We start from the raw sequence: 20,339 nt of genomic DNA on the forward strand, positions 1-20,339 counted from the left end.
CCGCTCAGTCGCGGCCAGCGGGTGCTCTTCCCCATCCCCACCCACAACCAGGCGATGATCGAGGAACTGGCGGGGCTCATGGAGACCGGTGCCTTCCGCCCGGTCATCGACCGCAGCTACCCCCTGGCCGAGATCGTGGAGGCCCACCGGTATGCCGGCAGCGGCCAGAAGATCGGCAACGTCATCGTCAGCGTCGTGCCCAGCACGACGTCGGAGTGATGGTGGCGCCGTCTCTGCGGGCGGGCCGTGGTTCAGGTGCTCGCGACGGCGCTCAGGCGGTCGGGACGGTGGCGGCGACGCACCAGGCTGATGCCTCCACCGTGAACGCGCCCTCGGGCACCCTGCGTCGGCACTCGTCCCGAAGTGCGTCCCGCCGGGAGTCGTCGAGGCCCAGGACGTACTGACCGGCCGGGCCCACGCCCAGCGTGTACGGCTCCCACCACTGGTCGAAGGACTCGAACGGGACGTGCACCGTCAGGACCGACTCCTCGAGCGCGTCCAGCCCGGCCGCGACGAACAGCCTGGCGAGGTCGCCCTCCCGCACGCCGGCGAAGTCGCCCTCTCCCTCCGCCCGGGGGTCCACCGCGCGTACCGCTCCCCAGAACAGCGACAGGGGACCAGCACTGGCGGCGTGGTTCCACACGGCGGCCGCGACCACACCTCCGGGCCGCGTCACCCGGGCCATCTCGCGAAGCCCGGCGACCGGGTCGCTCATGAAGTGCACCACGAGCTGGGCCAGGGCTGCGTCGAAGATGGCGTCCTCGAAGGCCAGCGACTCTGCGTGACCCACGGTGACGTCGACACCGGGAAAGCGATCCCTGGCGGCGGCCACGAATGGTTCGGAGGGATCGACGGCACTGACTCCGGACTCGCCGACCACGGCGACGAGCCGGGCCGTGAGCGCCCCCGGTCCGCACCCGACGTCCAGCGCGCGCTGTCCGGGGGCCAGTCGTCCGACCTCGACGAACTCGTCGGCGAGCGGCTCGGAGAACCGCCCCATGAAGCTGCCGTAGGCCTGCGCGGGCACCTGGAAGCTCATCGTCCCCTCCCACGCGCCTCTGCCGCCGGAACGTTGGCGATGACCCAGTCGGTGAGGGGGCGGATCGCCGCCCAGGACGACCGGACCTGGTCGAGGGCGGCAGGTGTCGACAGCCAGTTGGGCGAACCAACGCGGTTGAGCGCCATGATCTCCTTGCGCCGCAACAGGTCCAGTCGCGGATGGTCGGCGTCGAACCCCTTGGGGCGCGTCTTGAGTGTGTCGCCTTCCAGGTCGAAGCCCTTGCGCGCGAGCTCGGTGACGATGCCCTCGAACTCCACTCCGGAGGTGTCGGCTGCGATCGCCCGTCGGAACGACTCCGTCTGGGCAGGGGAGTGGGTGCGGAAGCCGCCACCGACTGCGAGCCCGTCACCGCTGAGCTGGACGTAGTAGCCGACTCCCGCAGCCGGACCAGCGATCGCCCCCTGGTGGGTCTTGTAGGGCGACTTGTCCGCGCTGAACCGGATGTCGCGGTGGGGGCGGAAGAGCTTCGCCGGGCCGAACTCGTCCTCGAGCGCATCGACGAGGGCGAGCATCGGCTCGCGCACGTCGCGTTCCCACTGCGCCTTGTTGGCCGCCCAGAACTCCTTGGTGTTGTTGCCTTCCAGCTCCTGGTAGAAGGTCACACCCCAGGCTGGAAAGCCCTCGAAGGCGGAACGGTCAGCCATGGCGCCCACTCTGCCACGCGGCATACCCTCGCGGTCATGAAGTTCACGACGCAGGTTAAGCAGGGAGGCGGGACGGCCACCGGGATCGAGGTGCCGCCGGAGGTGGTCGAGGCCCTCGGGGGCGGCAAGCGTCCCAAGGTCAACGTCACGATCAACGGGAAGACCTACCGCAGCAGCGTGGCCGTGATGGGCGGGACGTTCATGGTCGGCGTGAGCGCGGAGAACCGGGCGCTCACGGGGGCGGCCGGTGGCGATGTCGTCGAGGTGACCCTCGAGCTCGACACAGCCCCCCGCGAGGTCGAGGTGCCGGAGGACTTCGCCGCGGCCCTCGAGGTCGTCCCCGATGCCAAGGCGGCCTTCGCCCGACAGGCCTACAGCCACCAGCGGGCCCACGTGGACGCCATCAATGGTGCCAAGACTCCCGAGACGCGCCGGCGACGCATCGACAAGGCCGTGGAGATGTTGCAGGCCAAGGCCTAGAGCGAAGCGGGGGATGACTCAGTGCGCAGCGGCGATGGCTCAGAGCGAAGCGGGGGATGACTCAGAGCGAGGCGGCGATCCGGCGCACGGCCTCGCGGACGATGTCGGGTGACGTGCCGAAGTTCAGGCGCGCGTGGCCGGCGCCGCCCTGGCCGAAACCGGGCCCCGGGTGCAGCGCCACCCGGGCCCGCTCCCGCAGCACCGCAGCTGGATCGGCACCGAGCCCGAGCCCACTGAAGTCGAGCCAGGCCAGGAACGTCCCCTCCGGGACGCGGTAGCCCACCTCGGGCAGGTGCTCCGTGAGGAGGGTGGCAAGCAGGCGGCGGTTCTCGTCGAGTCCGGTCAGGAGGGCGTCCAGCCAGGCCCCGCCGTCGAGGTAGGCGGCGCGGTGCGCGATCACCCCGACGTGGCTCGCTCCGTGCGACACCTCTTCGGGCATCCGCGCCAGGTCGGCGGCGGCGTCCGGCCCCGGCACGGCCATCGCGGCCTTGAGCCCGGCGAGGTTGAACGCCTTCGAGGCGGACATGACCGAGATCGACCGCGACCCCGCGGGCAGCGAGGCCACCGACGTGAAGCTCGCGCCAGCGGGGACCACCGGGGCGTGGATCTCGTCGGCCACCACCCGGACGTCGAGGGACTCCGCCAGCTCGAGCGCGGCGGTGAGCTCCTCGGGGGTGTGCACCACGCCCGTCGGGTTCTGCGGGTTGCACAGCAGGTATGCCGCGCGGCCACCACCGCGCGTGGCCTCCGTCAGGCCCCGCTCCAGGGACGCGAGGTCGATCCGGCCCCGGTCATCGAGGGGCGCCTCCACGACGCGGCGGTCCAGGTGCCTCGCGAAGTCGAAGAACGGTGGGTAGACGGGGGAGTTGACCACGACCGCGTCACCCGGACCCGTGACCAGCTTGAGGACCTCGACCACGCCGAGCATCACGTCGGGCACGATCTGCATCGTGGTCGGGTCCGGCTTCCACGCCCACCGCTCGGATGCGAAGGAGGACAGTGCCTCCGCGTAGTCGGCAGCCCACGGGTAGCCGGTGTCGCCGCGCTGCATCGCCTCGGCCACGGCCCGCTGGATCGGCTCGGCCGGCACGACGTCCATCTCGGCGACCCAGAGGGGGAGGATGTCCGGGTCGTAGAGCCGCCACTTGACGCTGCGCCGCTCACGGAGGCGATCGAGGCCGGGACCGAGGAGTGGGTTGTCGACAAGCGGGTTGCCCATGCCTGCGAACTCTACGACGGGCTGGCAGTTAGGCTGCCTGCGTGCCAGCACAACAGGATCGGGGGKAGCGAGATCGGGGGAGGCTCGTCAGTGAGCCCGTCGTCTCCGACCGTGTCCTCACCCTGCCCAACGTGCTGTCCGTGCTGCGACTCGTCGGCGTGCCGATCTTCCTGTGGGCGATCCTGGCCGAGCACGACGTCATCGCCCTCGTCACGCTCATGCTCTCCGGCGTCAGCGACTACCTCGACGGCAAGATCGCGCGTCGCTTCGGGCTGGAGTCCCGCCTCGGCCAGCTGCTCGACCCGTTCGCGGACCGGCTCTACATCGCCACCACCCTGCTCGGCCTGGCCCTGCGAGACATCATCCCCTGGTGGCTGGTCGTGGCGCTGGTGGGCCGCGAGGTGTTGCTCGCAGCGGTCCTGTGGCGGATCCGTCGCTATGGCCAGACCGGTCTGCCGGTGCACTTCGTCGGCAAGGCGGCCACGTTCAACCTGCTCTACGCGTTCCCGTTGCTGCTCCTCGGTGAGGGCACGAGCACGTTCGCCGAGTGGGCGCTGCCGATCGGCTGGGCCTTCGCGTGGTGGGGCACCGTCCTCTACTGGATCGCCGGGGCCATGTACATCGTGCAGGCCCGGCAGGTGGTCGCCGCACACACGGTGCCGGCGAGATGAGCCCCGGACCCACGTCGCACCGCGGCGAGCCGCCACCGGTGACCACGCCGGGGAGGCGTCCCGACGAGTCGATGACGCTGCTCATCTCGATGATGGAGCGGCCCCTCGACCCCGGGTATGCCGCGGCAGCCGCAGAGCGCGAGGCCGCCGGGCTGCCGCCGAGCACCGGAACGCGGACTCCGACCGTCGTCGTCGCCGCGGTCGTCGCGGGACTGCTGCTGACCCTCGGTGCCGTGGCGCTGCGCACACCGTCGTCGTCCGCCATCAAGGCCAAGGCCAACCTGGTCAGCCAGATCGAGACCCGACGGGCCGCGGTGGAGAAGCAGGGGGCTGCGCTGCGCGCCGTGCAGGCCGAGGTGGACAGGCTCCAGGCTCAGGCCCTCGGGCAGGACGAGTCCTCGCTGCAGACCCGGCTCGCGGCGCTGACGCTGGCCTCCGGCGCCCAGTCGGTCACGGGCACGGGGATCACGGTCCAGCTCGACAACGCCCCGGGCAGTGGCGACACCAGCGCCGACGGCAACCCGCGCACCGACGGGAAGAAGGACGACGGCATCGTCTTCTCCAAGGACCTGCAGATCGTCGTCAACGGCCTCTGGGAGGCCGGTGCCGAGGCGATCTCGGTGAACGGCCAGCGGCTGACGTCCACCTCGGCGATCCGTTTCGCGGGCGAGGCGATCCTCGTCAACTACCGCCCGCTGGCCAGGCCCTACACGATCAGCGTGATCGGCGACCCCGACGACCTCCAGGTGGAGTTCGCGGACAACGACGGCGGTGCCTACGCGCGCGCCCTCAAGGACAACTACGGCATCCGTGTTTCCATAGACGCGGCGGACAGGCTCACCCTGCCCGCCGCCACGTCGCTCACCGTGCGTGAGGCGACGGTCCCCAAGCCCCAGACCGGTTCACCGGCCCCGACCGGTTCCAGCTCAACCGGTTCGACCGGCTCGTCAAGGTCGTCCAGCTCGTCCACCCCGTCCACGTCGGAGAGTTCACCGTGATACCCCTGCTCGGCCTGATCGGCGGCGTGCTGGTGGGACTCCTCTGGGGTCCTGACGTGCCCGTCGCCCTGCAGCCCTACCTGCCCATCGCGGTCATCGCGGCGCTCGATGCCGTCTTCGGAGCGGTCCGTGCCGTCCTTGACGGCATCTTCAACGACAAGGTGTTCGTCGTGTCGTTCCTGGCCAACGTGGTGGTCGCCGCGTTCATCGTCTTCCTGGGTGACCAGCTGGGCGTGGGCTCGCAGCTGAGCACCGGCGTGGTCGTGGTCCTCGGGGTGCGGATCTTCTCCAACGTCGCCTCCATCCGCAGGCACCTGTTCAAGGCATGAGCGCTGACCGTCCGGAGTCCCCGGACTCGTCGTGGAGGACCCTGTTCCGGATGGCCCGACCGCGGGCGACCCGGGCGAACGCCTTCGCCGCGCTGCTGGCGATCGTGCTCGGCTTCGCCATCGCCACCCAGGTGCAGCAGACCAACCAGAGCGGACTGGAACAGCTGCGCGAGGACGAGCTCGTGCGCATCCTCGACGACGTCAGCCAGGAGCAGGACCGGCTGGCGTCGGACTCCCGCGAGCTCGAGGTGAGCCGCGACAAGCTGATCTCGGGGGTCGACTCCAGCGCTGAGGCCCTGAAGTCCGCCCAGGAGCGGCTGGACACCCTGGGCATCCTCACCGGCACCTCACCGGCCACGGGTCCCGGCGTCGTCATCACCATCAACGACCCGGACCACAAGATCACCGCCGCCCGACTGCTCGACGCCCTGCAGGAGCTGCGCGACGCCGGAGCCGAGGCGGTGCAGATCGGGGACGTGCGGGTGGTGGCCGACACCTGGTTCGCCGACGTCGACGGTGCGATCGAGATCGGGGGAGAGCGGGTCGCGCCGCCCTACGTCATCAAGGCCATCGGCGACAGCGCGACGATGGCCTCGGCCATGGAGATCCCCGGCGGCGTGAGCGAGTCGGTCCGTGGAGACGGTGCGCTGCCCACGGTGCGGCAGTCCGACGATGTCGCCATCACCGCATTGCACAGTCTGAGCGAGCCTCGTTACGCTCGGCCCGTCCCGGCGCCGTCACCCTGAGCACCACCAGCGTGGCTCGCTGGCACCGCGGTCGCCGACGGGTCCGTCCCACCACCATCCACCGAGGAGCATCATGAGCGAGCTGGAGTACCCCCAGGACCTGCGTTACACGGCCGAGCACGAGTGGGTGCGGTCGGGCGACGACGGCACGGTGCGGATCGGGATCACCTCGTTCGCGCAGGACTCCCTGGGTGACGTCGTGTACGTCAGCCTCCCGACGGTGGGCGACACGGTGGCCGCCGGAGACGCGTGCGGCGAGGTCGAGTCGACCAAGTCGGTCAGCGACCTGTACGCGCCCCTCGCCGGTGAGGTGACAGCAGTCAACGACTCCCTCGACGCCACCCCCGAGCTGGTCAACAGCGACCCCTATGGTGAGGGCTGGATGTACGAGCTGCGACCGTCGGACGACGCAGCCGTCGCAGCCCTGCTCGACCCAGCGGCATACCAGGCCCTCCTCTGACCCGTTGGGGGCGCCCGTTCACACATTTCGCTGCAGACGACACCGGCGTCCCTTAGGGTTTGTGCTTTGCTAGAGGGGGCGGACAGAACCACCACGAGGAGTGCGGACCTGATGAACGGCACCGAGAACGACGACCAGATGTCGTCCCCTCAACCGCCCGCGAGCGGCGGCGACAACGAGCCGACATCGCGTCCGCACGAGCCGACGACGATGCGGTTGCCCGGCATCCACGACCTCGAGCAGGTCGACACGAGCGCCGAGGTCGAGATCTCCCTCAGCAAGGCCGACCAGGCGACCGTGGACGCGCTGCGCCCCGGCACCGCGCTGCTGGTCGTCCTGCGTGGCCCCAACACCGGAGCCCGGTTCCTCCTCGACGACGACGAGGTGAACTCGGGCCGCCACCCCGACAGTGACATCTTCCTCGACGACGTCACGGTGTCGCGCAAGCACGCGAACTTCCGGCGTGAGGGCAACACCTTCGTGGTCCGCGACGTCGGCTCGCTCAACGGCACCTACGTGAACCGCGAGCGGATCGACGAGGCCACGCTGCAGACGGGCGACGAGGTCCAGATCGGCAAGTTCCGACTCGTCTTCTATGCCGGCAGGGCCTGACCAAGCCTTCCCGACACGGAACACAGGCTCCTGGTGAGTGCTCGCACGACGCGACAGTCCATGACCATCGGTGCGGTCCTGGCTGCCCTCAAGCAGGACTTCCCTGACGTCACGATCTCCAAGATCCGCTTCCTCGAGGCCGAGGGACTGGTCACGCCGGCGCGCACCGGGTCGGGCTACCGCACCTACGCCGTGCAGGACCTCGACCGGCTGCGCTACATCCTCACCGCCCAGCGCGACCACTTCTGGCCGCTCAAGGTGATCGCGGCCGCGCTGGACGCCCTGGACCGTGGCCTGACACCCGAGCGCACGGACACCGGTATGCCGCGTCCCACCGTCCCGACCCCGGTCGCGGACCCTGAGGTGCCGAGCGCCGAGGCGCTCACGGCGGTCGGGTCCCTGCGACTCACCCGGGCCGAGCTGGCGACGTCCTCGGGGCTCGATGCCGACACGGTCGACGCGCTGGAGAACTACGGCCTGCTGCACCCCGACGCGACGGGGCACTTCGGGGACGCGGCACTCACGGTGGCGCACACGGCTGCCGAGCTGGCGGCCTACGGCCTCGAACCCCGCCACCTGAGGCCGTTCCGCACCGCGGCCGACCGCGAGATCGGTCTGGTCCAGCAGGTCGTGACTCCTCACCGTCCAACGTCGACGAAGGCGGCGCGCGGTGGCTCCACGACCGATCCGACCGGTGACGTCCTGCGCCTGTGCATCGCCTTGCACACCGCACTCGTGAGGGACGGGCTCCAGCGCGGCTGAACCGGGTTAAGGTGGAACGGTGAAGGTGCTCGAGGTCCTCGGCGTCCGGGTGGAGATGCCCACCAACCACCCCATCGTGCTGCTGCGCGAGCGCGACGGCGACCGCTACCTGCCGATCTGGATCGGCGCCGCGGAGGCCACGGCCATCGCCTACGCCCAACAGGGCATCGAGCCGCCCCGTCCGCTCACCCACGACCTGATGAAGAACGTCATCGAGGGACTGGGCCACCGGCTGACCGAGGTGCGCATCGTCGAGCTCCGTGACGGGGTCTTCCACGCAGCCCTGATCCTCGACGGCACCACCGAGATCTCCTCCCGCTCGTCCGACGCCATCGCCCTGGCCCTGCGCACCGGCACGCAGATCGTCGCGGGGGAGTCGCTGCTCGAGGAGGCGGGAGTCGCGATGTCCGGCGAGGAGGACAAGGACGACGAGGTCGAGCGGTTCCGTGAGTTCCTGGACCACGTATCGGCCGAGGACTTCGAGACCAAACCAGACGAAACCGGGACAACTGGCTAGGGACAAATGCCCTGCCTGTGCTCACAACCATCACCCTCAACTGAACATCGAGAGTATGCCGTTCGGCCGCGACACGCCGAAGCGCCAAGGTCGAGTGGTTGTTGACCTTTGGTTCCGCGCGGCCGTACCTTCGGCACAGACCCGTAATGCGATCGGTGTAACTACACCGCCTCGGCATTGCCCGCAGCGGTATCCAGTAGAAGTTTCCAGGAGGTGAGCGCTGTGAACCCGAGCAACGAGGCTCAGCACGGCCACACGAGCGTGCCGGCTTCGGCACAGGGGCTGTTGTTCACGGACGACCTACCTGAGCTGAGCGACGACATCGGCTACCGCGGCCCGACCGCGTGCAAGGCGGCCGGCATCACCTACCGCCAGCTCGACTACTGGGCCCGCACCGGCCTGGTCGAGCCGTCGGTGCGTGGCGCCACCGGTTCCGGCACGCAGCGGCTCTACGGCTTCCGGGACATCCTCGTCCTCAAGGTCGTCAAGCGCCTGCTCGACACCGGGGTGTCCCTCCAGCAGATCCGCGTGGCGATCAACCACCTGCGCGAGCGTGGTGTGGAGGACCTGGCCCAGATCACCTTGATGAGCGACGGCGCCTCGGTCTACGAGTGCACGTCCGCCGACGAGGTCATCGACCTCGTCCAGGGTGGTCAGGGAGTCTTCGGCATCGCCGTCGGCCGCGTCTGGCGCGAGGTCGAGGGAGAGCTCGCAGCCCTCCCCAGTGAGCGCACCGACGACGACGTGCCTGCAGACCACCCCGGTGATGAGCTGCGCGAACGCCGCGCGGCCCGCCTGGCCTGACCCGCCCGAACGTCCAACACAGCCGCCGTTCCCTCGGGAACGGCGGCTGTGTTGTAGATTGGCTGCGCTGAACATCCCGCGCGGGAGAGTCCCCGCGTGCACCCTCACGGGTAGCACGGCGGGGCGCCGAAGGGGCAAACTCCCCGGAACCTCTCAGGCGCCAGGACTGCGTGGGACAGGCACCTCTGAAGCGGCGTCCGCGCCGTGACAGAAGGGGAGGCGATCCGAGCACACCGAGCCTCAGGAGCCTCATGTCCGCCCAGTTCACCACCGACCTGCCCGAGTTCGCCGGGCGCCACATCGGCCCGTCCGATGCCGATGTCGACGTCATGCTCGCGGCCGTCCGGCACAGTTCACTGGATGCCTTGGTGGACCACGCCCTGCCGGGTGCGATCCGCACCGACGGCCCGCTCCGCGTGGAGCCTGCGGCGTCCGAAGCGGCCGTCATCGAGGAGCTGCGCGCCCTGGCTCGTCGCAACCAGGTGATGACGTCGATGATCGGGCTCGGCTACTACGGGACGATCACCCCTGCCGTCATCCAACGCAACGTCCTGGAGAGCCCCGCCTGGTACACCGCCTACACGCCCTACCAGCCCGAGATCTCCCAGGGCCGGCTCGAGGCGCTGCTCAACTTCCAGACGGTCGTCAGCGACCTCACCGGCCTGACCACGTCCGGGGCGTCGCTGCTCGACGAGGGGACCGCGGCCGCCGAGGCCATGACGCTGATGCGTCGCTCCAGCAAGGTCGCGGCCGACGCCGTGCTGGCCGTCGACCGGCATGTCTTCCCCCAGACGCTCGCCGTGATGCAGACCCGTGCCAAGCCGCTGGGCCTCGCCGTCGTCGTGGCCGACCTCGACGGTATCGACTCCGCCGCCGCCCTCCGGGCCGCGGCGGGGGACCGCGCCGTCTTCGGTGTCCTCGTGCAGTACCCCGGGGCAGACGGCGAGCTGCGCGACTGGCGCGCGCTGGCCTCGGCCGCCCACGACGCGGGTGCTCTCGTGACCGCTGCCGCGGACCTGCTCGCCCTGACCCTGGCGACGGCGCCGGGGGAGTGGGGCGCCGACGTCGCCGTGGGCACCAGCCAGCGTTTCGGCGTACCCATGGGCTTCGGCGGTCCCCACGCGGGCTACATGAGTGTGCGCGCCGGCCTCGAACGGTCCCTGCCCGGCCGACTCGTCGGGGTGAGCGTCGACACCGAGGGGGCGCCGGCCTATCGGCTCGCCCTCCAGACGCGCGAGCAGCACATCCGGCGCGAGAAGGCGACGTCCAACATCTGCACGGCCCAGGTGCTCCTCGCCGTGATGGCCTCGATGTATGCCGTGTACCACGGCCCTGCGGGCCTGGCCGCGATCGCGCGGCGAGTCCACGGCCACGCCGAGACCCTGGCCAGTGGCCTGACGACTGCGGGCATCGACGTCGTGAGCACCAACTTCTTCGACACCATCACGGTGTCGGTGCCCGGTCGGGCCGACGAGGTGCTCAGCGAAGCAGCCCAGCGAGGGGTGAACGTCTGGCGCGTCGATGCCGACCACGTGTCGATCAGCCTGGACGAGACCACCGACCTGCGCGACCTCGAGGCCGTGTGGAGCGCGTTCGGCGTTCCCGGACCGACCGAGGTCACCATCGCCGAGCTCTCGTGGCCCGAGCACCTGGTCCGGACGAGTGACTACCTCACCCACCCGGTGTTCAGCAGCCACCACAGCGAGACCTCGATGCTGCGCTACCTGCGCCGGCTGTCCGATCGTGACTTCGCCCTGGACCGCGGCATGATTCCGCTCGGGTCGTGCACGATGAAGCTCAATGCGACCACCGAGATGGTCGCCGTGACCTGGCCCGAGTTCGCCCACCTGCACCCCTTCGCCCCGGCCCACCAGACCGAGGGCATCCGTGACCTCATCGCCGAACTGTCCGACTGGCTCTGCGAGATCACCGGCTACGACGCGGTGTCGTTGCAGCCGAACGCCGGTTCACAGGGCGAGTTCGCAGGGCTCCTGGCCATCCACGCCTACCACGCGGCGAACGGCCAGTCGCAGCGCAACATCTGCCTGATCCCCGCCAGCGCCCACGGCACCAACGCTGCCAGTGCGGTGATGGCGGGCATGAAGGTCGTCGTCGTCAAGACCGCCCCCGGCGGTGACATCGACATGGACGACCTGCGGGCCAAGGTGGGCCAGCACCGCGACGACCTCGCCGCCATCATGGTGACCTACCCGTCGACCCACGGTGTCTTCGAGGACACGATCACGGACCTGTGCGCCCTGGTGCACGACGCGGGTGGCCAGGTGTACGTCGACGGGGCCAACCTCAACGCCCTCGTGGGCCTGGCCCGACCCGGCAAGTTCGGTGCCGACGTCTCGCACCTGAACCTGCACAAGACGTTCTGCATCCCGCACGGTGGCGGCGGTCCCGGCGTCGGTCCGGTGGCGGTCCGCGCGCACCTGGCGCCGCACCTGCCCAACCACCCGCTGGCGGCCGAGGCAGGGCCGGAGACGGGAGTCGGACCGATCTCGGCCGCGCCCTACGGCTCGGCGAGCATCCTGCCGATCTCGTGGGCCTACGTGCGCCTCATGGGCGGCGCCGGTCTGACCCGCGCCACGCAGGTGGCCGTGCTCAACGCCAACTACATCGCCGCTCGGCTTCGCGAGCACTACCCGGTGCTCTACTCCGGCCACGACGGCGTCGTCGCGCACGAGTGCATCCTCGACCTGCGTGACCTGACCAAGCGCAGCGGGGTCAGCGTGGACGACGTGGCCAAGCGACTGATCGACTACGGCTTCCACGCGCCGACGATGTCCTTCCCCGTGGCGGGCACCCTGATGGTCGAGCCGACCGAGAGCGAGGACCGCTACGAGATCGACCGCTTCTGTGACGCGATGATCGCGATCCGTCAGGAGATCGCCGAGGTCGAGTCCGGTGAGGTGGCCGTCGTCGACAGCATGCTGCGCAACGCTCCGCACACCGCCAAGGCGCTGGCCGGCAAGTGGGAGTACCCGTACGAGCGGTCCGCGGCGGCCTTCCCGGTCGGGGTCGAGGCAGCCGACAAGTACTGGCCCCCGGTGGCTCGCATCGACGGCGCCTACGGCGACCGCAACCTGGTCTGCAGCTGCCCTCCGCCGGAGGCGTTCGAGAGCTGAGAGGCGTGAGCCTGGTTCGCTAGGCCGCGGGCGCGGCCTCGTCGGTGGTGGTCACGTGCACCGACGAGCCGCGCTCGGTCTTGCGAACCACGATCTGGCTGGGGATGCGGGTGCGCAGCTCGGCGACGTGGCTCACGACCCCCACGGCACGGCCGCCCTCGCGGAGGTCGTCGAGCACCGACATGACCTGCTCGAGGCTCTCGTCGTCGAGGGTGCCGAACCCCTCGTCGACGAAGAGGGTCTGCAGGTCGAACCCGCCGGACTCCTCACGGACGGCGTCGGCCAGCCCCAGGGCCAGGGCGAGCGAGGCCATGAACGACTCACCGCCCGACAGCGACGAGGTGTCGCGCGCGTGCCCGGTCCACAGGTCGAGCACCTCGAGCCCGAGACCGCTGCGTGCCCCGCGGGCCGCCAGGTGGTCCGTGTGCCGCAGCTGGTAGCGGCCCTCTCCCATACCGGACAACCGCTCGTTGGCGAGGGTGGCGACCTTCTCCAGCCGAGCGGCCAGGACGAAGGCCGACAACCGCATCCGAAGGGCGTTGTTCGCGCTGGTGCCGGCCACGGCGTCGGCGAGCTCACGGAGCACCTGATGCCTCGCCTCTGCCGCAAGGATCTGCCCACACCGCCGGGTGATGGAGCCCCGGACCCGGTCCAGGCCGTCCAGCGTGCGCCGCACGAGGGTGTCGGCTGCCACCGCAGCCGTGTACGCCGCGTGCGCCGCGTCGCGGGCCCTCGCGAGGGTGGCCACGTCGCACGCTGGCGCCTCCATGGCCTCCTGTACGCCTGGTTCGGCAAGGGTGGTCTGGGCCACGAGGACGGCCTGGTCGTGGGCGACCACCGCGCTGCGCAGGCGCGTGATCTCGGCTGCCGACAGGAGTCCTGACCGCGCCTGCTCCGCGTCGGGGAACCCTGCTGCGCTGAAGGACTCGTCCGTGGCGGCGACGACCTCGGCGTGATCGCGGGTCGCCCGGTCGAGGTCGCGAACACCGGCAGCGTGTGCGGTGGCGGCTGCGGTGGCCGTGGCGTGGGCAGCGGCGGTCCGGCCCAGCTGATCAGGATCGCGCAGGGTCTGGCCCTGCGACTCTGGCGCTCGACCCCACTCTGCGCAGGGACACGTGTCGGCGTGCTGGGTAACCGCCGCGGTCAGTGCTTCACGCTCGGTCTCGAGCTCGGTCTCGAGCGCGCCGATGCGTGATCCCACCGTGACCGCACTCTCGCGCAGGGCCGCCAGCTGTGCAGCGACCGAGTCCACGGCAAGCCGCACCGTTTCCGCGTGGTTGCGGGCCTGCTCGAGGGCCGTTGCCGCCTGACTCGCCTCCGCGAGCTCGCCCCGGGCCTCGGCAACGGCCACGCCAAGGGCCACCTGGTCGCGGGCCTCGTCGCCCAGCTGCTCGCGCAGGTGTGCGACGGTGGCCCCCAGGGCGGCGGCGGTGCGCTCGGTGGCGCCGAGCGCGGTGGCTGCCGCCTGCCACGCAGTCTCGGCCTCGGAGACCTCGGCGGGCGTGACGAGATCGCCTGAGGGTGCAGGGGCGGGGTGGTCGGCGGCGCCGCACACGGGGCACGGCCGGTCCTGCTCCAGCCGGCTCGCCAGCTCGCCGGCCATCGAGTCGAGCCTGGCCTGGCGTCGGTCCTGGTAGATGTCGCGCAGGTCCTGGGCACGGGTGCGCTGGGCACCCATCGCCGACTCGCACTCAGCCAGCTCGGCGAGCGTGGCGTCGAGCGTGGTGCGTGACCTCAACAGCGCCGAGACGCGCTCCACCGTGGCCGTCGCGGTCTCGAGCCGGGCCGCGCCCCGCTGGGCCAGGGCGACGGCCTCTTGCGCCGCGACAGCCTCGGCCCGGTGCGTCGACAACGCGGCCGTGGCCTCGTCGACCGCGCTCGTGGTGGCGGCGAGCTCCTGCACCAGCCTCGTGTGGGCCCGGTGACGCTCCGTCACGGAGGCCCGCAGGCGCGCGGCGGTCGTCAGCGTGCCGTCGCCGGTGGCCAGGCCGTCCACCAGGCGGTCGATAGCGGCCACGCTGCCCTCGACCAGGGCCCAGCCCGCTACCTCGGGCTCGGTCGACGCCACCCCACGTCGGGCGGCCTCGAGGGACAGCGCCACGCGTTCCAGTGCCTTGAGGTCACCGGCGACGGAGCCGGCGCGCTCGGCCAGCTCGATGCGGGCCAGGGCGGCGCCCTGTGCCTCGTGCTCCGCCTCGAGCACGCCCAGGGCCTCCTGCGCCTCCAGCCCACGCAGGCGCCGAGCAGCCGTCTCGGCGGCTGAGGCGTAGGTGGTCGTTGCGGCGGCGTCGGCGAGTCGGGTGGCGTCCACCGTGGTCAGCCTCGCGACGGATCCCGCGTCCAGCGCCGCGCGGGCGGCATCGAGCGCCGACGGCAGCTCGGCCAGCGGCAGGTCGGACCAGTCCTCAGCGCCGCCCTCGATCGTCGGGGCGTCCGCCAGCACGTCCGCCAGCACGGCGAGGTCGGCTCTCAGGGCCGCTCTGTGCTCGGCCAGAACCGTCGCGGAGTCCTTGCGCTGCGCGGCGAACCACTCCTCGATGCCCGCGAAGGCGGACACGTCGAACAGCCGTCCGAGCAGCTCGCGGCGCTGCTCGGGCGTGGCGCGAAGGAAGGCCGCGAAGTCGCCCTGGGGCAGCAGCACGACCTTGCTGAACTGCTCGAGCCCCATGCCGAGGACGTCTGCGACGAGGTCGGCGATCTCGTCGTGCCGGGTGCTGAGGGCCACCCACTGACCACCACGGTGCTCCCAGAGCACCGCCTTGGCCTGCACCTTGGTTTCGCCGCCACCCCGCGACTTGGGGCGGTGGAACTCCGGCGAGCGTTCGATCCGCAGGCGCCGCCCGGTGGCGGTGAACTCCAGAGTGACCGAGGGAACCGTGCCACGCTCTGCGTGGTCACTGTGCAGCTGCTTCTTGGAGCGGGCTCCGGGGACATCGGCGTAGAGCGCGAACGCCACCGCATCGAGCAGGCTGGTCTTGCCGGCGCCCGTGGCACCGCGGATGAGGAACAGCCCGCCGGCGGACACCGCGTCCAGGTCGACCTCGATGGTGCCGGCGAACGGCCCGAAGGCGGTCACCTGGAGCCGGTGGAGCCTCACGCCGCACCCTCCCGCTCACTGGGCAGGGTCAGCGGCAGCTGCCCCTCGTCGTCGCTGCCCGCGCGAAGGACCCGCACGGCCTCGACGGCCGACGCCAGGACCGCCTGCTCCTCACTCGTGGGCCGGTGGCCCTGGCGGACGTGGGTCAGGAAGGAGCAGCACACATCGAGGTCGGACTCGGAGGTGGTCCGCTGGGCGTAGCTGCGCACGGACACCGGCGCGCCCTGGGGGTCGAACTGCAGGAGCAGCGTGTGGGGAAAGCGTCGGCGCAGCTGCTCCATCGCGCCCAGTGGTCGGATCGGGTCGGTGAGGGTCACCTGGCACCACGCCCCCTCCGCCCGTGTGTGGGCAGGGTCGGCGAGCAGTGCCTCGAGATCGCCCCTGAGCACGGCCAGCGGCCGCTCCACCGGTGAGTCGACGCCCTCGACGTGCACCCCCGCCTCGGTCACCTCGACCAGCCACGAACCCTTGGTCTGGGTGGCCTCGCTGAAGGACAGGGCCACGGGGGACCCGCTGTAGCGCACCCTGTCGCTGACCTGTTGTCGTCCGTGCAGGTGGCCCAGGGCGACGTAGTCGGTGCCGGCGAAGGTCCTGGGGTGCACGGCCGACACACCACCCACGGAGATGTCACGCTCGGAGTCACTGGTCGCCCCGCCGGTCACGAAGGCGTGGGCCATGACGATCGAGCGCCCGCCCCGCAGGGCCCGGTCGGCGTCCACCCTGGCCATCGCGGCGCGCAGCACGCCGGCGTGCGACCGCTCAGCGGTGCGCAGCGGCTCGGCAGCCACGGCCGGCTCGAGGTAGGGCACGGGGTAGACCGCGACGTCGCCCACCATCACGGGCACGCCGATCGACTGCGCTGCGGTGCGGATGTGCAGTCCCGAGCGCGCGAGCAGGTCGCTGGCGAAACCCAGGCGAATGGCGGAATCGTGGTTGCCGCTCGAAAGGACCACCGCGGAACCCGCGTCGATCAAGCGGGTGACGGCCTGCGAGAGCAGGTCGACGGTGTCTGGCGAGGGGAGGGCGCGGTCGTAGACGTCTCCGGACACCAGCACCGCGTCGATCCCCTCGGCGCGGACCGTGTCGACGAGGTGGTCGAGGAAGCTCGCCTGGGCGCCGAGGAGCCCCACCTGGTGGAACGAACGCCCCAGGTGCCAGTCGGAAGTGTGGAGGAACCGCACCCCTGCAGGCTAGGAGTGCGCACCGACAGCCGTTGGCAGGCGCGCCCTGCACGTGGTTAGGTCATCACAGCGTCACGTCATGCATGACAGCGTCAGGTCATCACAGCGCTGGGTCCTCCCAGCACTGGGGAGGACATCCCAGCTGCCACACCCAGGAGGTGCCGTGGGCGAAGAGGTCAACGCGCAAAGCTACACGCGCGAGCAGCGCCAGCGTTACCGCGAGAAGGTGCGCCAGAACCTCGACGTCTTCGAGCGGATGCTGGCCACCAGCCAGTTCGAGTTCGACCGGCCGATGACCGGCATGGAGATCGAGCTCAACCTCGTCGACGACTCCTACCAGCCGAAGTTCGCCAACGCCGAGGTGCTCGAGGAGATCGCCGACCCCGGCTACCAGACCGAGCTGGCCCGCTACAACATCGAGCTCAACGTCCCGCCACGCCCGCTGCCGGGCGACTCGGCGATCGAGCTCGAGGACGAGATGCGCGCCTCCCTCAACGCGGCCAGCGCCGCCGCGGAGAAGCGTGGCGCCCACATCGTCGCCGTCGGCATCCTGCCGACGATCATGCCCGAGCACTTCGAGGGCGACTGGATCAGCGCCAACAACCGCTACACGGCCCTCAACGACTCGATCTTCTACGCCCGTGGCGAGGACATCTACCTCGACATCGAGGGCCCGACGGGCGAACGGATCGCCACCTACTGCGACTCGATCGCCCCCGAGTCGGCCTGCACGAGCGTGCAGCTGCACCTGCAGGTCGCACCGCAGGACTTCGCCGGGCACTGGAACGCCGCCCAGGCCCTCGTCGCGCCGCAGATCGCGCTGGCCGCCAACTCGCCCTACTTCTTCGGCAAGCGGCTGCACGCCGAGACTCGCATCGAGCTGTTCAGCCAGGCCACCGACACCCGGAGCATCGAGCTGAAGAACCAGGCCGTCCGTCCCCGGGTCTTCTTCGGCGAGCGGTGGATCACCTCGATCTTCGACCTCTTCGAGGAGAACGTCCGCTACTTCCCGGCCCTGCTGGCGGAGGTCAGCGACGAGGACCCGGTGGCCAAGCTCGCGGCCGGCGAGGCGCCCAACCTGGCCGAGCTGCGCCTGCACAACGGCACCGTCTACCGCTGGAACCGGCCGATCTACGACGTCGTCAACGGCACCCCGCACCTGCGCGTCGAGAACCGCGTCCTGCCGGCGGGCCCCACCCTGGTCGACGTCCTGGCCAACGCGGCCTTCTACTACGGCGTGATCCGCAAGCTCGCCTCCGACGACCGGCCGATCTGGAGCAAGATGAGCTTCGCCGCCGCCGAGCAGAACTTCCACAACGCGGCTCGCGACGGTATCGAGTCGCGGCTCTACTGGCCGGGCTTCGGTGAGGTGCGCGCCGAGGAGCTGGTGCTGCGCCACCTGCTGCCGATGGCGCACGAGGGACTGGCCGACTGGGGCGTCTCCGAGGCGGTGCGCGACCGCTACCTCTCGGTCATCGAGGGCCGCTGCAAGACCAGCACCAACGGCGCCACCTGGCAGACCGACGCCGTGGAGCGCTTCGAGCAGGCGGGGATGGACCGCCAGAAGGCCCTGGCCGAGATGCTGCGCCTCTACGCCAAGCACATGCACAGCAACGAGCCGGTGCACACGTGGCCTCTGCCGTGAGCTGACGCAACCGGCCAGGTATGCCGCGGGGGCGTCCCCGCGGCATACCTGCCCCTATGATCTGGTGCCGTGAGGGGGACTCTCGTAGGTGCGATCGGCGACKCCGGGGCCGTGATCGCTCGTGCCGCGCAGCTGCTGGGGCGGCACTGGCCGATGCTGACGCTGATCTATCTGCTCGGCGCCGCGGCGCACAACGGGCTGCTGTGGTTCTGCGTGTGGCTCAGCGAGACCCACTCGACCACGGCCGCGTTCGTGCTGCCGCTCGTGCCGATGGCCACGCTGACCGCGCTGGTCCTCGCGCTGCGCGAGCTGGCGCCCAGCCTCCACCACGTTCGGCCCCCGGCGGTGAGTCGGTTGACCCTCCTTGCGAGCACGCTGGTCCCGTTCCTCACCGTCTACGTGTCGCAGCAGTACCTCAAGGAGGACACCCGCGCGTTCCTCAACGCGGCCACGAGTGACGAGCTCCTCGAGCGCAGCGGTGGCCTCGGACCCAGCACCTTCAACGGCGACCGCACCAACATCGCCAGCGGCGTCGCACTCGTGGGGATCGTCGTCGGGGCACTGGTGGTCCGTTGGCTCCTCGACCGGCTCGACCTGCCCGAGAAGGCGGTCGGCTGGGGACTGTTCGCCGCCTACGTCGAGGTGCTCTGGGTCTGGATCCTCGCCAAGCGCCTGTCCAACTTCACCGGCGACATCGAGAGCTGGGTGCGCACCCGGCAGCTGACAGGGTGGCTGCTCGATCGTTGGGCTGGGCTCGTCGACGTGCTGGGTCCACTGGGACGACCCGTGGATGCCGTGGTGCAGTGGTTCTGGGGCGCGATCGGTCAGGCGGACGCCGTCATCGTGGTGCCGATCGCGTGGCTGACCGTCGGAGCGGTCGTCTACGGACGCGAGCTCGAGGCGCGTGGTCGCCGGGTCACCCCGGCAGGGGACCACCCCGGTGCCCCGTGGGGGCGCGCGGTGACGCGGCTGCCCGCGCCCGTTCGTCGCGTGGGACGCGAGGCCACCGCGAACTTCCGTGGACGCTTCTCCGCCCTGGGCAACGGGATCCGGTTGCTCGCGGTGGCGGGGCTGGCGCCGATGCTGCTCTTCTGCCTCGTGTTCCTGCTCAGCAGGCAGGTCGAGGTCGGCGTGACCGAGGCCCTGCGCCGGGTCGTCGGTCCGCGAGACTTCCGTGACGCCCTGACCCTCTCGCCCTACCTCTCGCTGATCAGCCGCGGGGTCTACACCGTGGTGCTGGTCGCGCTGCTCGGGGCAGCGATCGACCGGATCCTCGGCCACCTCGACGAGGACGAGTCGACCCGGCCCAGTGACCCGGTCGACGACGACCAGGTCGAGGGTGGTCGGGTCGTGGCAGCTCAGGTGCCGGGGACGTCGAACTCCGCGTAGAGCGGGGTGTCGAACCACACGCGTACGTTGTCAGGCGTGACGCCCGACGGCAGCAACAGGTGCTGGCGCCGGTCGTACTCGGCGGGTCGCGGGTCGAACGACTGGGCGGGAGCGTCTGCCGACAGGGCAGGCATGGGGCCGGCCCGGCCGGGCGGTGTGCAGCTGGTGTACTCGAAGGCACCCTCCACAGCATCGCCGACGCCCGGGCTGTACTGCCTTCCCTCGGCGTCGCGGACCTGGACCTCACACGCACCCAGGATGGTCTGCGGGTCGCTGGCGAAGTGCATCGTGAGGCGCCACAGGGACTGGCCAGCCGGGACCTTGGCCGGCTCGGCCTTCGAACCGGGAGAGGCCTGGTACTCGTTCACGCGCTCGAGCGAGACGAAGCGCATGGTGACGACCCGCCGGTGGCTGCCCCGGGCGTCCTCGAGCGTGTCACTGAGCCGCACCGAGCCGTCCGCCGCGGCCGACAGCCGCTCGTTCGGGAAGGTCGGCCACCACCGGTCCACGAGCCGCTGGCTCGACGCGCCGAGGGCCAGGGCCAGAGCGACCGGCAGAGCGGCGACCGTGAGCACCGATCGGCGGCTCGAT

At 70.8% G+C, this 20,339-nt stretch carries 20 protein-coding genes and 1 riboswitch; of the genes, 14 read left to right on the top strand and 6 right to left on the bottom strand.

Translation table 11 applies throughout. The features are described from left to right. The coding region (locus tag AC1DVZ_RS13730; protein WP_477618760.1) for a zinc-binding dehydrogenase at positions 1–219 on the top strand (219 nt) is incomplete at its 5' end. Between the two features lie 52 nt (positions 220–271). Here AC1DVZ_RS13730 and AC1DVZ_RS13735 read toward each other — a convergent pair. Beyond that, complete coding sequence (locus AC1DVZ_RS13735) at positions 272–1,039, bottom strand: class I SAM-dependent methyltransferase (protein WP_477618761.1); 768 nt, start codon at positions 1,037–1,039, stop codon at positions 272–274. Further along, positions 1,036–1,704 carry a DUF2461 domain-containing protein gene (locus tag AC1DVZ_RS13740; protein ID WP_477618762.1) on the bottom strand — a complete coding sequence of 223 codons (669 nt, stop codon included), beginning with the start codon at positions 1,702–1,704 and terminating at the stop codon, positions 1,036–1,038. Before AC1DVZ_RS13740 ends, AC1DVZ_RS13735 begins: the two co-directional genes overlap by 4 nt. A 36-nt stretch (positions 1,705–1,740) precedes the next feature. On the opposite strand from AC1DVZ_RS13740, the gene AC1DVZ_RS13745 reads away from it, so the two are divergent. Continuing rightward, positions 1,741–2,184 carry a YdeI/OmpD-associated family protein gene (locus tag AC1DVZ_RS13745; protein ID WP_477618763.1) on the top strand — a complete coding sequence of 148 codons (444 nt, stop codon included), beginning with the start codon at positions 1,741–1,743 and terminating at the stop codon, positions 2,182–2,184. A gap of 61 nt (positions 2,185–2,245) precedes the next feature. On the opposite strand, the gene AC1DVZ_RS13750 is transcribed toward AC1DVZ_RS13745, so the two are convergent. Then, positions 2,246–3,403 (bottom strand): MalY/PatB family protein, encoded by a 1,158-nt coding sequence (locus AC1DVZ_RS13750; protein ID WP_477618764.1) that lies wholly within the window; start codon positions 3,401–3,403, stop codon positions 2,246–2,248. Between the two features lie 41 nt (positions 3,404–3,444). Here AC1DVZ_RS13750 and clsA point away from each other — a divergent pair, with 41 nt between their 5' ends. The 10 genes from clsA (at position 3,445) to gcvP (ending at position 12,436) form a co-directional block, all read left to right on the top strand. Next, positions 3,445–4,074: a cardiolipin synthase ClsA gene (clsA, locus tag AC1DVZ_RS13755; protein ID WP_477618765.1), complete on the top strand. Its 630-nt coding sequence runs from the start codon at positions 3,445–3,447 to the stop codon at positions 4,072–4,074. Continuing rightward, positions 4,071–5,072 (top strand): DUF881 domain-containing protein, encoded by a 1,002-nt coding sequence (locus AC1DVZ_RS13760; protein WP_477618766.1) that lies wholly within the window; start codon positions 4,071–4,073, stop codon positions 5,070–5,072. Before clsA ends, AC1DVZ_RS13760 begins: the two co-directional genes overlap by 4 nt. Continuing rightward, positions 5,069–5,401, top strand: coding sequence for a small basic family protein (locus tag AC1DVZ_RS13765; protein ID WP_056920954.1), 333 nt, complete (start codon positions 5,069–5,071; stop codon positions 5,399–5,401). The genes AC1DVZ_RS13760 and AC1DVZ_RS13765 overlap by 4 nt, the downstream gene beginning before the upstream one ends. After that, positions 5,398–6,147: a DUF881 domain-containing protein gene (locus AC1DVZ_RS13770; RefSeq protein ID WP_477618767.1), complete on the top strand. Its 750-nt coding sequence runs from the start codon at positions 5,398–5,400 to the stop codon at positions 6,145–6,147. Before AC1DVZ_RS13765 ends, AC1DVZ_RS13770 begins: the two co-directional genes overlap by 4 nt. A 73-nt stretch (positions 6,148–6,220) precedes the next feature. Further along, positions 6,221–6,607: a glycine cleavage system protein GcvH gene (gene gcvH, locus AC1DVZ_RS13775; protein WP_477618768.1), complete on the top strand. Its 387-nt coding sequence runs from the start codon at positions 6,221–6,223 to the stop codon at positions 6,605–6,607. Positions 6,608–6,745: 138 nt separating this feature from the next. Then, positions 6,746–7,219 (top strand): FHA domain-containing protein, encoded by a 474-nt coding sequence (locus AC1DVZ_RS13780; protein WP_477618801.1) that lies wholly within the window; start codon positions 6,746–6,748, stop codon positions 7,217–7,219. 60 nt (positions 7,220–7,279) lie between these two features. Continuing rightward, positions 7,280–7,981, top strand: a complete 702-nt coding sequence (gene ftsR, locus AC1DVZ_RS13785; protein WP_477618769.1) for a transcriptional regulator FtsR — start codon at positions 7,280–7,282, stop codon at positions 7,979–7,981. A 19-nt stretch (positions 7,982–8,000) separates the two neighbouring features. After that, positions 8,001–8,498: a bifunctional nuclease family protein gene (locus AC1DVZ_RS13790; protein ID WP_477618770.1), complete on the top strand. Its 498-nt coding sequence runs from the start codon at positions 8,001–8,003 to the stop codon at positions 8,496–8,498. A 213-nt stretch (positions 8,499–8,711) separates the two neighbouring features. Then, the gene (locus AC1DVZ_RS13795) at positions 8,712–9,302 is read left to right on the top strand and encodes a MerR family transcriptional regulator (protein WP_477618771.1); all 591 of its coding nucleotides are present in this window, start codon (positions 8,712–8,714) and stop codon (positions 9,300–9,302) included. A gap of 71 nt (positions 9,303–9,373) precedes the next feature. Continuing rightward, positions 9,374–9,481: riboswitch (glycine riboswitch) on the top strand. A 72-nt stretch (positions 9,482–9,553) separates the two neighbouring features. After that, entirely contained in the window at positions 9,554–12,436 is a 2,883-nt protein-coding gene (gene gcvP / locus AC1DVZ_RS13800) for an aminomethyl-transferring glycine dehydrogenase (protein WP_477618772.1), read from the top strand. A 19-nt stretch (positions 12,437–12,455) separates the two neighbouring features. On the opposite strand, the gene AC1DVZ_RS13805 is transcribed toward gcvP, so the two are convergent. After that, entirely contained in the window at positions 12,456–15,533 is a 3,078-nt protein-coding gene (locus tag AC1DVZ_RS13805) for an AAA family ATPase (RefSeq protein WP_477618773.1), read from the bottom strand. Further along, on the bottom strand, positions 15,530–16,714 hold the full coding sequence (locus AC1DVZ_RS13810) for an exonuclease SbcCD subunit D (RefSeq protein ID WP_477618774.1): 1,185 nt from the start codon (positions 16,712–16,714) through the stop codon (positions 15,530–15,532). Before AC1DVZ_RS13810 ends, AC1DVZ_RS13805 begins: the two co-directional genes overlap by 4 nt. Positions 16,715–16,877: 163 nt before the next feature. Here AC1DVZ_RS13810 and AC1DVZ_RS13815 point away from each other — a divergent pair, with 163 nt between their 5' ends. Both AC1DVZ_RS13815 and AC1DVZ_RS13820 read left to right on the top strand, forming a co-directional pair. Further along, the gene (locus AC1DVZ_RS13815) at positions 16,878–18,359 is read left to right on the top strand and encodes a glutamate-cysteine ligase family protein (protein WP_477618775.1); all 1,482 of its coding nucleotides are present in this window, start codon (positions 16,878–16,880) and stop codon (positions 18,357–18,359) included. 69 nt (positions 18,360–18,428) lie between these two features. Further along, the gene (locus AC1DVZ_RS13820) at positions 18,429–19,748 is read left to right on the top strand and encodes a hypothetical protein (RefSeq protein WP_477618776.1); all 1,320 of its coding nucleotides are present in this window, start codon (positions 18,429–18,431) and stop codon (positions 19,746–19,748) included. Here AC1DVZ_RS13820 and AC1DVZ_RS13825 read toward each other — a convergent pair. Next, positions 19,718–20,323: a hypothetical protein gene (locus AC1DVZ_RS13825; protein WP_477618777.1), complete on the bottom strand. Its 606-nt coding sequence runs from the start codon at positions 20,321–20,323 to the stop codon at positions 19,718–19,720. The genes AC1DVZ_RS13820 and AC1DVZ_RS13825 overlap by 31 nt on opposite strands. Positions 20,324–20,339: the final 16 nt, after the last annotated feature.

Source organism: Pedococcus sp. P2_E5, from assembly GCF_056403895.1.

Coding starts and splice junctions, on each gene's coding strand:
- AC1DVZ_RS13760 (WP_477618766.1), top strand. CDS start 4,071: ATGAGCCCCGGACCCACGTCGCACCGCGGCGAGCCGCCACCGGTGACC.
- AC1DVZ_RS13770 (WP_477618767.1), top strand. CDS start 5,398: ATGAGCGCTGACCGTCCGGAGTCCCCGGACTCGTCGTGGAGGACCCTG.
- AC1DVZ_RS13740 (WP_477618762.1), bottom strand. CDS start 1,704: ATGGCTGACCGTTCCGCCTTCGAGGGCTTTCCAGCCTGGGGTGTGACC.
- ftsR (WP_477618769.1), top strand. CDS start 7,280: ATGACCATCGGTGCGGTCCTGGCTGCCCTCAAGCAGGACTTCCCTGAC.
- gcvP (WP_477618772.1), top strand. CDS start 9,554: ATGTCCGCCCAGTTCACCACCGACCTGCCCGAGTTCGCCGGGCGCCAC.
- AC1DVZ_RS13735 (WP_477618761.1), bottom strand. CDS start 1,039: ATGAGCTTCCAGGTGCCCGCGCAGGCCTACGGCAGCTTCATGGGGCGG.
- gcvH (WP_477618768.1), top strand. CDS start 6,221: ATGAGCGAGCTGGAGTACCCCCAGGACCTGCGTTACACGGCCGAGCAC.
- AC1DVZ_RS13750 (WP_477618764.1), bottom strand. CDS start 3,403: ATGGGCAACCCGCTTGTCGACAACCCACTCCTCGGTCCCGGCCTCGAT.
- AC1DVZ_RS13745 (WP_477618763.1), top strand. CDS start 1,741: ATGAAGTTCACGACGCAGGTTAAGCAGGGAGGCGGGACGGCCACCGGG.
- AC1DVZ_RS13780 (WP_477618801.1), top strand. CDS start 6,746: ATGTCGTCCCCTCAACCGCCCGCGAGCGGCGGCGACAACGAGCCGACA.